This window comes from Kosakonia oryzendophytica, assembly GCF_900094925.1.
GTDB lineage: Bacteria > Pseudomonadota > Gammaproteobacteria > Enterobacterales > Enterobacteriaceae > Kosakonia > Kosakonia oryzendophytica.
Genome location: NZ_FMAY01000001.1, coordinates 185,276 through 198,448 on the forward strand (window position 1 = coordinate 185,276; position 13,173 = coordinate 198,448).

Here is a 13,173-nt window from a genome sequence, read left to right on the forward strand (position 1 = left end):
TAAATAATTTAATACCGGAACGCGGTTCCGTTATCCGGCATCGGGCGTTAAATACGCCCGTAGCGATCCTTGAATCGCACGATGTCATCCTCTTCAAGGTACGAACCGGAGCGCACCTCAATCAGGTCGAGCGGAATTTTGCCCGGGTTTTCCAGGCAATGGCGCGCACCGAGCGGGATGTAAATCGACTCGTTCTCGCCTAACAACTTGACATCATCATTAATGGTGACTTTCGCCGTGCCAGCCACAACCACCCAGTGCTCTGCGCGGTGATGGTGCATCTGTACGGACAGGCCTTCGCCAGGTTTGACGGTAATGCGTTTAACCTGGTAGCGATCGCCGGAATCGATAGAGTCGTATTTCCCCCACGGGCGATAGACTTCACGGTGGATATGGTGTTCGTGGCGTCCATCTGCTTTGATTTTTTCCACCACTTTTTTCACATCCTGTACATGGTTACGGTCAGCAATCAGCACCGCATCTTTGGTCTGTACCACCACCAAATCTTTTACACCGACGGTCGTCACCAGTCCGGACTCCGCGTAGACGTAGCTGTTTTCGGTGTCATGACTGATAACGTCACCGTGATGGACGTTTCCCTCCGGCGTATGCTGGCTGATTTCCCACAGTGAAGACCAGGAGCCAACATCACTCCAGCCTGCATCCATAGGCACCACAACCGCATCGGCGGTTCTCTCCATCACCGCGTAGTCAATCGACTCTTCCGGACAGGCCAGAAACGCGTCTTCGTCTACACGGATAAAGTCCATATCCGGGTCGGTGGCCTCCATCGCCTTTTCACATGCAGAAAGAATATCCGGACGGTATTTTTTCAACTCTTCCAGGAACCGACCGGCACGGAACAGAAACATGCCGCTATTCCAGTAGTATTCACCGGTGGCTACATAGCCCTGGGCGGTTTCCAGGTTCGGTTTTTCCACAAACTGCGCCACGTTAAACGCAACCGCATCCACTTTGCCTTCACACACCTCGCCACGGCGGATATAGCCGTAACCGGTTTCCGGCAGATCGGGCACAATCCCGAAGGTCACCAGTTTGCCGCTTTCCGCATAAGGAATAGCGTTACGAACGGATGTCCGGAAAGCCTCTTCGTTCTGAATAACGTGGTCGGCAGCCAGCACCAGCATTAACGGATCGGCATCCGGGTTGTGACGCTTAACCGCCAGCGCCGCGAGGGCGATAGCAGGCGCGGTGTTGCGCCCCGCCGGTTCCAGAATGATGTTTTCGGTCAGCTTATGCAGCTGGCGCAGTTGCTCGGCAACGATAAAACGGTGCTGCTCGTTACAAATCACCACCGGGCTTTCGCACTCCACCCCGTTCAAACGATTGACGGTGGTTTGCAGCATCGTGAGATCGCCCTTCAGGCACAGAAATTGTTTAGGGTAAAGCACGCGGGACAATGGCCACAGACGGCTACCGGAACCTCCGGCCATCACTACCGGATACAGTTGCGTTTGACTCATGATTTATCCCCATTGCCGTCGAAATTCAGGCTGCCGTGCTGCGCATGTGCATGCGCTGGCTGCGCGGAATTTTCCGGGCTGATATCAGCAATAAATTGGCGTAACACGTTCTCTTTTTCGAGCGTGCGTTCGGCATATTCACGTGCCACCGTGTTGTTTTTGGGCAGCGCTAACGCGCGTTCGATGCCCCAGGCCAGCGCATCAACCGATTCCGGCTCTACGCAGACCGCAATACCCGGCTGCGCAAGGCATAGCTGGCCAAGTTCGGTACTCTCTTCTGCGGTGATCACCGCATTGCCGCCGACGGCCAGAATGTTGGTTAACTTAGACGGCAGCACCGCATCCGCCGCGCCGCGTTTCTGGATAACCAGATGGCAATCGCCCAGGCTTAACAATGCGGGCAACGCATCGTATGGCTGCAACGGGAAAAATTTCACGTTGTCCAGACCGCGTTCGCTGACCATTTTTTCCAGTCGTGCCTTACCGCCGCCCTGCCCGACAATGACAAACAACCACGGATGGTTTTGCAGGCGCGCAGCGGCTTCAATCACGTTTTCCAGCCCCTGCTTCTCACCGATGTTGCCGGAATAAAGAATGATTTTTTTGTCATCCGGCAGACCGAGGTGGCGGCGTAACTGTGCAACGCTTTCTGCATCAACATCGCGAAAGCGCGCCACTTCGGACCAGTTCGGGAAGAAAATGATCTTGTCTGCCGCCACCCCTTTCTCCCGTGCTTTATTCATCATGGAGCGGGAGATGGTAGAGACGTTATCGACGTTATGCAGGCCACTCCGTTCAAAGGCCGCTGCCAGACGCGCTACGCGACCGCTCTTGCCTTTGCCCGCCATGCCTAAGCCCAGCATCGCGTCAACTTCATAATCCTGAATGTGCAACACCGTGCGTGCGCCCGAAAGCTTCGCCAGCAGGCGCATGCCCGGTGTACAAAACAACGTGGGCACCACGCCAATGATGCGATCCGGTTTCCAGCTACGTTGCGCCATCAGCGGGAAGAAACTGCTCAGGGCAAAGCTGCCCAGATGCAGCAACCGCTTTAACGTCGAGGGTTGACGAGGCACATACAGCGGGCAACGCCACACCGTGGCGGCCCCCTGCTCTTTTCGCCAGCGCCATGCGCTGTAATGCTCGCCGACTTTCCACTCCGGATAGTACGGCGGCGCAGTGATCACGCGCACGTCATGGCCCTGACGGGCCATCCATTCCACCATTTCGCCGGTGTACTTACCGATCCCGGTCAGCTCCGGCGAGTAGTTGATGCCATAGACCAGGATTTTCATAAGCCCGGTACTCCCTGTGCATCGAGGAAATAGGCGCGGCTGTTGTCATGTACCAGCGGATCGGCAATCAGCGACTCCGGCGTTCCCCAGCGATATTCATTGTGCTGATCCGGCGGTAGCACGAGCGTCTCCTCGTCCACACGCAAGCGGAAACCGAGCACAATGTAGTGGGTGGAAAACGCACTACCGGAGAAGTTATCGTCATAGAAGTGCTGCCAGACGCCGTAGAACTCACCTGCCGACATCGGCAGGCGCAGCCCCAGTTCCGCCTGGGTCAGGCGCTCGAAAGCCACCGCCAGCGGTTCATCCTTTTGCACGCGTCCGCCCGGCACGAACCAGTATCCCTGGGCCGGACGGTTAGTGCGTTTACCGAGTAAAAACTCGCCGCGTGAATTCTCCACGATCAAATCGATGGAAATCAGCGGGGTTGAACGCACCACCGTGGCAAAATCTTCATGACTCAAAAACATGCCTACCCCCGGAACCGGTGCTGGTTTTCAAGGAACCACTGGTAGGTGCTGGCAAGGCCAGCTTCCAGTGAAATCTCGTGATACCAGCCGAGCTGGTGCAGACGTGTCACATCCAGCAATTTACGCGGCGTACCATCCGGTTTTGTGGCATCAAACACCACGCGACCCTTGTAGCCCACCACGTTGGCCATGGTTTGCGCCAGTTCGCGGATCGTGCAATCCACCCCGGTGCCGACGTTAATGTGCGACAGCATCGGTTCGGTATTTTCCAGCCACACTTCTCTCGCCAGTTCCTGGACGTGAATGCTGGCAGCAGCCATGTCATCCACATGCAGGAATTCACGCATTGGCGTACCGCTGCCCCACACCACCACATCCGGCGCATTCTCCTGCGTCGCTTCATGGAAGCGTCGGAGCAGTGCAGGGATCACGTGCGAGTTGCTCGGGTGGAAGTTATCGTTTGGCCCGTACAAATTGGTCGGCATCACTGAGCGATAATCGCGACCGTATTGACGGTTGTAGGATTCACACAGCTTGATGCCGGCAATTTTGGCAATCGCATACGGTTCGTTGGTCGGCTCCAGCGTGCCTTGCAACAGCTCGCTCTCCGCCATCGGCTGATGCGCCAGTTTGGGGTAAATGCAGGACGAACCGAGGAACAACAGTTTATTCACGTCATGCACGTGCGCAGCATGAATGATGTTGCTCTCAATCATCATATTTTCGTAGATGAAGTCCGCCGGGTAGGTATTGTTCGCCACAATACCGCCCACCTTCGCTGCCGCCAGGTAGACCTGATCGATGCGTTCATTTGCGAAAAACGCATGCACGGCGGCGGAATCCAACAGGTTCAGCTCCTCACGGGAACGCAGAACCAGTTCAACATCCGCACGCTGTTCAAGCTGCCGAACGATGGCTGACCCCACCATTCCGCGATGGCCAGCCACAAAAATACGTTGTTTCGTCATGCTCAGGACTCCAGCGCGATGGCAACCTCGTAACCGTGGGCCTTAAGCAGTGAGTGTTTTTTCGCTGCTTCCAGATCTTTTGCAACCATCTCGGAGACCATTTCTTGCAGCGTCGTTTCTGGCTTCCAGCCCAGTTTTTCGTGCGCTTTGGTCGGGTCGCCCAGCAGGGTTTCCACTTCAGCAGGACGGAAGTAGCGTGGGTCAACGGCAATGATCACATCGCCCGGTTTCACGCCCGGTGCGTCATGACCGGTCACCGAAACGACAATGCCTTTCTCTTCCACGCCGGTACCTTCAAAGCGCAGTTTGATACCCAGTTGCGCTGCCGCCATTTCAACGAACTGACGCACGGAATACTGCACGCCGGTGGCAATAACGAAATCTTCCGGTTTCTCCTGTTGCAGCATCATCCACTGCATTTTCACGTAGTCTTTCGCATGGCCCCAGTCACGCAGGGAGTCCATGTTGCCGAGATACAGGCAAGATTCGAGACCCTGCGCGATGTTGGCGATAGCGCGGGTGATTTTGCGGGTCACGAAGGTTTCACCACGGCGCGGAGACTCGTGGTTAAACAGAATGCCGTTACAGGCGTACATACCATAAGATTCACGGTAGTTAACGGTGATCCAGTAGGCGTACAGTTTGGCCACCGCGTACGGAGAACGCGGGTAGAATGGCGTGGTTTCTTTCTGCGGAATTTCCTGCACCAGGCCATACAGCTCAGAGGTGGAGGCCTGGTAGAAACGGGTTTTCTTCTCAAGGCCAAGGAAGCGAATGGCTTCCAGCAGACGCAGCGTACCCATCGCATCCACATCGGCGGTGTATTCCGGAGATTCGAAGGAGACCGCTACGTGGCTCATCGCTCCCAGGTTGTACACTTCATCCGGCTGAACCTCTTGCAAGATACGGGTCAGGTTTGACGTATCGGTCAGATCACCGTAATGCAGGTGGAACTTCGGATTGCAGGTGTGCGGATCCTGGTAGATGTGATCCACACGTTCGGTATTGAATGAGGAGGCGCGACGCTTAATGCCGTGGACTTCATAGCCCTTTTCCAGAAGCAGTTCCGCCAGATAAGAACCATCTTGCCCGGTTACGCCGGTGATGAGAGCGACTTTAGACATAATTTATTTTCCTCAATGTTCCCTGTTAGGGAGTTACCTTTTCAACGCGTTCGCGCGTCACCACTGCGGGATTGCCACGGCAAATCACATTTGCCGGTAGCGATTTAAAAACACTGCTGCGTGCACCGACCACCGTTCCGTCGCCGATGGTGACGCCTGGCGCGACAAACACATCCGTCGCCAGCCAGCACTTTTCACCAATCACGATAGGCGTCGCGTTAATGTCGAAATGCGCGCTCATATAATCGTGACTGCCAGTGCACAAATAACATTTCTGTGAAACAACGGAATTTGCACCGATAGAAATATCACCCAGCGTGTATAACACTGCGTCATCTCCTACCCAGCTGTAATCGCCTAACGTTAATTTCCACGGGTAGGTAATTCTGACTGAAGGGCGAATAACCACCCCTTTTCCTACCTTTGCGCCAAACAGACGTAATAAGAAAGCACGCCAGCGATACAGCACTTGCGGGGACCACGCGAATAATGTCGCCTGAACGGCCCACCACAGTTGAACCTTAATAGCATTGCCGCCCCGAAAGCCTTTTGGCACGGAGAATCCTTGTAAATCCTGCATCTGTTTTCCTTATATTTGAGCGCTATGCTTTGTTATATAAGGCCTTTGCTTTACCGGTGGTTCGCAAACGCAACATATAAGACAATTGCGCCCAAAAACCCGGCACACGCAATATTGTGCGCTGAACTTTGCGAGCATCCTGACATAATTCAAGGTTATTCGATGTGGATACGCCGCCCATTGAAAATTCAGACACAAGGCCTTTCAAACGCTTAAACGGAAAACCCGCTTTAAACATTCTGGCTGCTAATGCGTAATCGGAAGAGACTTTAAATTGCAGATCGTAGGGGTATGTTTTCAGACCATTTACTGGGAAAAATATTGCCTGATGGCTGGCCGGCAGACTGTGGTAAATATACCAGCCACGTTTTGCACTACGACGTATTTTGGTGCCATCGCCGAAGTCCAGCATCGCATCACCGATATACATCGCATTTTCTGTTTTTTCATCCAGCTGACGAACAACATCCACAATTTCTTCATGGAAAATATCGCCGGAATTAAGGAATAGCGCAAAGCGGCCCGTGGCCATATCGATGCCTTTGTTCATCGCATCGTAAATGCCTTTGTCGCGTTCACTAATATAGCGTAAGTTGTACTGACCGTTGAGATTTTTCAGAAATTCCGCAGTACCATCCTGCGAGCCGCCATCAACGACAATCCATTCGAACTCGATATCCTGCGCTTTCGCCAGATGGGCCAGAGACTGCCAGGTCTTCACCACACCTTCATGATTGCGAAATGCAACAGTAATAACAGTTAGCAGCATTTGACCCACCTCTTTATGTTTTCACTATATTCAGCGCTTTACGCAGAATAAACGGACAAACAATTAAAAACGCATATTCCGGGCTAAAAATTGACCCCGTAAAAAACAACGATATCGGTGTAAACAGGTAAAGCTGTACACGAAAATTCTGATTATTGCCGAAGGCACTGACCATCATTTTCCCAACTTTAAACAAGTACCACCCGGTTAGTATTACTGCAAACCACGAGAAATAAATGATTAACAGATACAACCCATTGTCTATTGTTTTCCCGACGTCTGCACCGTTAAAGATTCCGAATGATGCGACATATTCATAAAGTGAGCCGAATCTTACTACCCCGTCGATATTGGTCAGCGAATATCCTACCATCACAAGCGGACCGATAATGCGGTAATAAGATGAAGAGCCTTCCGTTCCTAAATCACCGACACGCGTCGCGATATATGGAAATGCAAACACAACCCCGACGATAAAGACTGCCAATGAAATAATTGCCAACGGTAACTTTTTTCGGATCGCTTCTTTGTTCAAATACTGGAAAGCCCATTCCAGCAGGTAAAACAAGATAAATGTCATTACCCCTGAGAACGATCCCGAAAGTACTATCCCTGCCAAAATCATAGCATCGGTCTTCGGAGTTTTGATACCGAACTGTTTGATGCTGAGCCAAATTGAGATTAATGCCAGAGCGAAGAACGCGGGCTCGAAATATAGCGCTGTGGTTCGCTTACCCCCAAATTTGATAAAATTCAGCACGTAACTGTTGCTGTAGATGAGGTATTTCGAAATAACCTCCATCAGGCTGCTGCCGCCAGTCAGGATAATCTGCGCCATTTCCATCGCCGCCAGCATCACCACCAGCGCCACCACGGCATAGAAAAAACGTAAAATCTTGCGATAGTTATGCGGTGAAACGGTTTTGAAGCGGATACTCCACACCATGCCGATAATGATCACGATGTAGACAAACAGCATTGTTGAGGTCACGTATTTGCTGGTATCCAGCGACTTGCCGAAGACATAGTTAAAGAGCGTTAACGCAGCACCAACGCCTAACGCGATCATCAACTTTTTCAGGTTGATGCGCTCAACGTAGAGCAACAGCAGTACCGGCAGGAATGTCACGATGGTCACCGGAAAGCTCTCCCCCAGGGAGACTATCTTGACGTTAACCAGCAGGTAAATCAGCGGGAGCAGAAGGTAACTACAGACCTTGATAGAATGAGACATACTCCTCCAGCATCTGTTGTCCACTGTATGCCTGACGGCTACGTGCGCGGAAAGTCTCCAGGCTTTCGCCAAATACTGCCTGCGCAATCTCGGCTTTATGGCACTGCACCAACGGCAGTACCTCTTCTTCACTGAATGTCTTACCGCCCGATTTCTGCAACACTTCACGCGCAGCATCGCTGTGGGTGGCAATCACCGGCACGCCGATAGAGAGCGCTTCACACAGAATAAGCGGATAGTTATCCACGCGTGATGTGAACAGCAACGCATCCATCTGGTTGAGTTCACTCATCAGTTTACGTTTATCTGTCAGAAAACCGTGGTTAACCACATTTGGCGCCTCAAACGGCGAAAACTTACCAAACGTGTGCAGTTCCACCCGGGAGTCCAGCGCCATGATGTCGCGCACCAGCTGCTGGTTGGTTTTGCCGTCATACCGCAAATCATGGGCCACAACGGCGATTTTTGGTTTCCCTTGCGTGACGGTAACCGGGGACAATTCAGACAAAATTGCCTCAGTCGCGACATCAATCCCGTTATTGATAATGCGACAACGCCCCGCGCCGTAGAGGCTATTAAACGCATCCGCCACGTGCTGGCTGGGGGAAATAAACTGACACCCCAGTGCCAGCATGTCATTGAAGCGCTGGCGTTTGCCCGACACCAGGTGATGCGCGCGGTCCACTTTGACCGGTGGATAGTTCGACAGTGTCGGGCACTTTTTGCACTGATCTTTCCAGCCTTCGCAACCATCGGTAAAGGCACAGCGCCCGGTAACACTCCAGTGATCGTGCAACGTCCAGACAAAGGTGACGTCCGGCTTGTGCGCTTTCACTTTCTGGCAAAAGGTCACCACCTCTTCCAGATTCAGCCAGTAGCTGTGCATCACATGAAAATGGAGCACCACCGGCTCTTCACTACGGGTAACCGTGCGGTAGAGATTATTCAGGTTGCCGAAAACATCACGATTAAACAGGCGGAACAACGCCAGGTTAGCAATCGACGTCAGACGTGGCGTCTGCTTATAAACCTGCGGATAGTCGTCGTGGCTGACGCTTTTTTTGCCGCCTTTGCCATAACCATAAATAAAGCGTGACTGCATGCCTTTTCGCAGTGCGCGCTGATGCAGATCGAGTGCCACACCGGCCGCGCCGCCTTCAGCGAGACGCACATTAAACTGTAAAATATTCATTTAATTACCTTCACACGCGCCTTCTCACCCACCACCAATGCATTGTCCGGCACACTGTCGAGCACCACGCTACCCGCGCCGATGGTGACATTGTTGCCAATGGTAATGTCGCCGATGATCACCACGTTTGCGCCCAGTTCAACGCCGTTGCCAATCACCGGGCAGGCCAGACTTTCCGCGCCGCGATTACCGATAGTGACACCGTGGCGAATTGTGAAGTCATCCCCGGCGATGGTGTTTTTATTGATCACCACCGCGTAGCCGTGATGAATGGTGAAGCGGCGGCCGATGGTGGCTGCGGCCTGGATCTCGTAACCGAACAGACATTCAGTGACAAAACGGTACAGCAGCAACACCGGGGCGGCCCACAAGTTGTTAATGACATGCTTTTTGCGCCAGACGGAGCAAAAATGGGCGATGCGATAAGCCGCTACCATGCAGCAAGGACGTAAGCTCCAGTGATTAGCGCGAAAGTCTTCCAGTCGCATTATTTCCCCCGCAGCCCGTCAGCCAGGCGCTTGCCATTACGCAGGGAAAACAGCGTTAACAACGTACGCCAGTTCATGCGCTTATTGCGGATCTGGTACAGGGTAAACAGCTGGTACTTTTTACTGGCGCGGTCGAATTTAGCTTTATGCTTGCGATAAAAGTGGAAGTAACCGGAAAATTTCTTAGGCGATGAAGTGATCTGCATTTCACCGTGGTTAATGTGCAGGATCTGCGTGGCCTCTTCGATTTTCGCCGGTTCGCCGTACTCTTCCACCATGCGCAGAAAAATATCGTAATCCTGAGCTGCCTTCAGTTGCGTATCAAACAGGCTCTCTTTAAAGCGCCATGCCCAGGTAAACACCTGATTCCCGACAATATTGCGCTTGTAAAACAGCTTGCGGGAAAACGGCGATTTCGGGTAGAGCGGCAGGCTGGTTGGCTGCGCGTACACTTCGCCCTGGCAGACATAATCATTGGCGTATAAGAAACCGCGCGTGTTGAGCAGATCTTTATGCGCCAGGAACACAGACAGGCGATTTGGCGTCCACTCGTCGTCGTCGTCAATACCGGTGATGTACTGCCCTTTCGCCTGCAAAATCGCCTGGTTACGCACCGCGCACGCGCCGGAGTTAAACGCGTTACGCGTGTAGCTCACACGCGGGTCGCCCAGTTCTTCCACAAACTGTTGCAGTTGCTCGAAGGTAGCGGAGCAATCATCAACAATGATCATTTCCCAGTGCGGGTAATCCTGACGCAGCACCGATTTAATGGCGCGGATCGCCAGCTGCTGCCGGTTCCAGGTTGGCATATAAATGGAAATTAACGGGTTTGCTGTTGTGCTCATGATGCGATCCCTAATACGTTCAACATGCCGCTTGTGCCCCCACTCCCGCCCTCCCCTTCTTATTCAGGAGGAGGGCGGAGCGCATTGAGGGTAGAGGTGAGGGTCTTGTTATTTCGAATCGGATTTGTATTCGTACTCGTAGTAACCGTAATCCTGGTAGCCGGTAGCACGGCGGAAAATCGAGTTCAGGATCACGCCTTTCACTTCAATACCGTTCTGTTCGAAACGGCTCAAACTGGTCTGGATCTCTTTCAACGTGTTCACCGCATAGCGGGCGACCATCAGCGTGGTACCGGCATGGCGACCTACCACTGCAGCATCCGTCACCGCGAGGATGGGCGGCGTATCGATCAGCACCAGGTCATACTGGCTGCTGGCCCATTTCAGCAGTTGTGAAAAACGCTCGCTCATCAACAGTTCAGATGGGTTCGGTGGGATCTGCCCGCGCGGCACGAGGTCAAAGTTGCTGATTGACGTCGGTTTCGCGCAGTTCTCCACCGGACCTTTCCCGGCCAGTACATCAGACAGACCATTAACGTTGTCGGTCCCCAGCAGCTCGTGTGTATACCCTTTACGCATATCGCAGTCGATCAGCAGTACGCGTTTATTGGTTTGGCTTATCACCGCTGCCAGGTTGGCACAGACGAACGTTTTACCGATTGACGGGCTGACCCCGGTCATCATCAGCACGTTGTTTTTCGCCTGCATCATGGCGAAGTGAAGACTGGTCCGCAGACTGCGTATCGCTTCAATAGCCAGATCCGTCGGGTTACCCACCGCCAACAACTGGCTCTGTTTGTAACGCTTACTGCCTTTGACGGTTTTGGCGCTATCACGCGCTTTTTGCCACTCCGACAGCGGAATGCTGGCATACACATTCATGCCATGCTCTTCCAGAATCTGCGGGCTTTCGATACCGCGGTTGAACAGGGAGCGCAGCAGTACCGCGACAATCGACACAATCAGGCCAAGGATGATGCTGCCAAGAATGATCAGCACTTTCTTCGGCTTCAGTACACCCGGTTGCGTAATCGCCGGGTCTACGATGCGCACATCCCCCACGGTGCTCGCCTGGGTGATCCGCAGCTCCTGCTGTTTATTCAGCAGTTGCATGTAGACTTGCTGGCCAGATTCGACATCACGGGTCAGACGCACAATTTCCTGTTGCGTTTGCGGCATTGCAGTAATGCGATCGTTCAGTTTGGCTTTTTCATCTTCCAGTGCGCGACGTTTTTCCAGCAACGTGCGGTAGGCCGGGTGCACTTTCGTGTACAACTTGGAAATCTCGGCCTCACGGAAGGTCAGTTCGTTTAACTGCGCATCAATATTGACCATCGAATCCAGTACGGATTTCGCTTCCAGCGGCAAATCCACAGAATCTTTCGTCTGACGATAGGTGTTCAGTTTGTCTTCAGCGACGTCCAGATTGTGGCGCACTTCCGGGAGTTGCTTGTCGAGGAAAATCAGACTCTTCGCGGCTTCCTCTGATTTGCGCTCAATATTCTGCTCAAGGTAATTGCGGGTAATGCTGTCCAGAATGGCGCGGATTTGATCGCGATCTTCCCCGGTAAAACTCAGGCTCAGTACGCCCGTGTCCTTACCGGTTTCCGTCACCGTCAGGCTGTTTTGCAGATTGTTGATCATCCCCAGCGTGGAGAATTTGGTCACGGTAAATTCGCTGTCGGTGGAGGCCTGGATTGCGCTCACCATCATGGTGACGCCCTCCTTACTCAATAACTGCCCCACTTCACCGCGCGCCTCAAAACCGCTGTCGCTGGTTAACAGGTACTGTTTCGGGCCGAGTACCTTCACCGTCCAGGTATCCTCATTTTTCCCTTTCGGCAAGGTAAAAGAGGTGACTTTTACCGTTTCATTCTGACGTCCCATCAGTCGGTCCCAACCGGCACCAAACAGGGGAAAGGTATTTTTGACCACGGAAATGTCGAGATCGAGATCGTCAACGGTTTTGCCCAGCACCATGCGTGACTGGATCAACTGAATTTCCGCTTCCGACGCAGGCGGTTTGTTCGACAGTGCGCTGTTCAGGTCCTGAACCAGCGAGCTGCCCGTGTTCTGCTCGATTTGCACCAGCGCATCGGCGCTGTAAATGGGCGTCGCAAACAGGCAATACACGACGGCGATAAGCGCAAACACGGCCGTGATGCCCAGTACCCACCAGCGAGCTTCAACGATGGTGCCGAACAAACGGCCAATATCGATTTCGTCATTGCCCACCGCCGGGGCGGCATGGTGCGAATGGTGTGTTTTCTCTGTCATTGTTATCCCTGCTGAGCTTGCAATGCCTGCGCCCAATGGCGGGCAGACTGATCAAGTAAGGTGTAAACGGCTTCAAAGGCCTCACGGCTTTTGCGGAACGGATCGGGAATTTCCCGTTCGTTATCCCAGTGACCGAACAGCATGACTTTTCCACGCATTTCCGGGGCAATCTCGCACAGCGAGGCAATATGGCGTTTTTCCATGACCAGAATCAGGTCGTATTGACGGCACATCTCTCCTGAAACCTGCCGTGCGCGATGCCCCTCCAGAGAAAGTTGATTATCAGCCGCCACACTGACGGCGTTGGCATCAGCGCTACGTCCTACCAGCGCCCCCAGACCCGCCGACTCCACGGTTAATGCGGGTTGGTATTTTTTCAGCAGCCGCTCTGCCGTTGGGGAACGGCAAATGTTCCCCACGCATACCACCAGAATTTTATTAAACATT

13 protein-coding genes are annotated in these 13,173 nt (G+C 53.1%); all 13 read right to left on the minus strand.

The genetic code is table 11. The features are described 5' to 3' along the window. Positions 1 to 47 precede the first annotated feature (47 nt). Positions 48 to 1,484, minus strand: coding sequence for a mannose-1-phosphate guanyltransferase (gene cpsB / locus GA0061071_RS00935; protein ID WP_088238052.1), 1,437 nt, complete (start codon positions 1,482 to 1,484; stop codon positions 48 to 50). Continuing rightward, positions 1,481 to 2,779 carry a colanic acid biosynthesis fucosyltransferase WcaI gene (gene wcaI, locus GA0061071_RS00940; protein ID WP_061494071.1) on the minus strand — a complete coding sequence of 433 codons (1,299 nt, stop codon included), beginning with the start codon at positions 2,777 to 2,779 and terminating at the stop codon, positions 1,481 to 1,483. The genes cpsB and wcaI overlap by 4 nt, the downstream gene beginning before the upstream one ends. After that, positions 2,776 to 3,249, minus strand: coding sequence for a GDP-mannose mannosyl hydrolase (locus GA0061071_RS00945; RefSeq protein WP_061494070.1), 474 nt, complete (start codon positions 3,247 to 3,249; stop codon positions 2,776 to 2,778). Before GA0061071_RS00945 ends, wcaI begins: the two co-directional genes overlap by 4 nt. A gap of 2 nt (positions 3,250 to 3,251) precedes the next feature. Beyond that, complete coding sequence (gene fcl, locus GA0061071_RS00950; RefSeq protein WP_088238053.1) at positions 3,252 to 4,217, minus strand: GDP-L-fucose synthase; 966 nt, start codon at positions 4,215 to 4,217, stop codon at positions 3,252 to 3,254. 2 nt (positions 4,218 to 4,219) lie between these two features. Further along, entirely contained in the window at positions 4,220 to 5,341 is a 1,122-nt protein-coding gene (gene gmd / locus GA0061071_RS00955) for a GDP-mannose 4,6-dehydratase (protein WP_061494068.1), read from the minus strand. A 25-nt stretch (positions 5,342 to 5,366) separates the two neighbouring features. Continuing rightward, positions 5,367 to 5,921 (minus strand): colanic acid biosynthesis acetyltransferase WcaF, encoded by a 555-nt coding sequence (gene wcaF, locus GA0061071_RS00960; protein WP_061494067.1) that lies wholly within the window; start codon positions 5,919 to 5,921, stop codon positions 5,367 to 5,369. Between the two features lie 22 nt (positions 5,922 to 5,943). Next, positions 5,944 to 6,690, minus strand: a complete 747-nt coding sequence (gene wcaE, locus GA0061071_RS00965; RefSeq protein ID WP_061494066.1) for a colanic acid biosynthesis glycosyltransferase WcaE — start codon at positions 6,688 to 6,690, stop codon at positions 5,944 to 5,946. Positions 6,691 to 6,703: 13 nt separating this feature from the next. Continuing rightward, positions 6,704 to 7,924: a colanic acid polymerase WcaD gene (gene wcaD / locus GA0061071_RS00970; protein WP_088238054.1), complete on the minus strand. Its 1,221-nt coding sequence runs from the start codon at positions 7,922 to 7,924 to the stop codon at positions 6,704 to 6,706. Next, positions 7,899 to 9,116: a colanic acid biosynthesis glycosyltransferase WcaC gene (wcaC, locus tag GA0061071_RS00975; RefSeq protein WP_061494064.1), complete on the minus strand. Its 1,218-nt coding sequence runs from the start codon at positions 9,114 to 9,116 to the stop codon at positions 7,899 to 7,901. The genes wcaD and wcaC overlap by 26 nt, the downstream gene beginning before the upstream one ends. Next, a complete protein-coding gene (gene wcaB / locus GA0061071_RS00980) occupies positions 9,113 to 9,604 on the minus strand; it encodes a colanic acid biosynthesis acetyltransferase WcaB (RefSeq protein WP_061494063.1) in 492 nt (163 codons plus the stop codon). Before wcaB ends, wcaC begins: the two co-directional genes overlap by 4 nt. Beyond that, the gene (wcaA, locus tag GA0061071_RS00985; RefSeq protein ID WP_088238055.1) at positions 9,604 to 10,449 is read right to left on the minus strand and encodes a colanic acid biosynthesis glycosyltransferase WcaA; all 846 of its coding nucleotides are present in this window, start codon (positions 10,447 to 10,449) and stop codon (positions 9,604 to 9,606) included. Before wcaA ends, wcaB begins: the two co-directional genes overlap by 1 nt. 108 nt (positions 10,450 to 10,557) lie before the next feature. After that, the gene (gene wzc, locus GA0061071_RS00990) at positions 10,558 to 12,726 is read right to left on the minus strand and encodes a tyrosine-protein kinase Wzc (RefSeq protein WP_061494061.1); all 2,169 of its coding nucleotides are present in this window, start codon (positions 12,724 to 12,726) and stop codon (positions 10,558 to 10,560) included. Positions 12,727 to 12,728: 2 nt separating this feature from the next. Then, positions 12,729 to 13,172 (minus strand): low molecular weight protein-tyrosine-phosphatase Wzb, encoded by a 444-nt coding sequence (wzb, locus tag GA0061071_RS00995; RefSeq protein WP_061494060.1) that lies wholly within the window; start codon positions 13,170 to 13,172, stop codon positions 12,729 to 12,731. Position 13,173 lies beyond the last annotated feature (1 nt).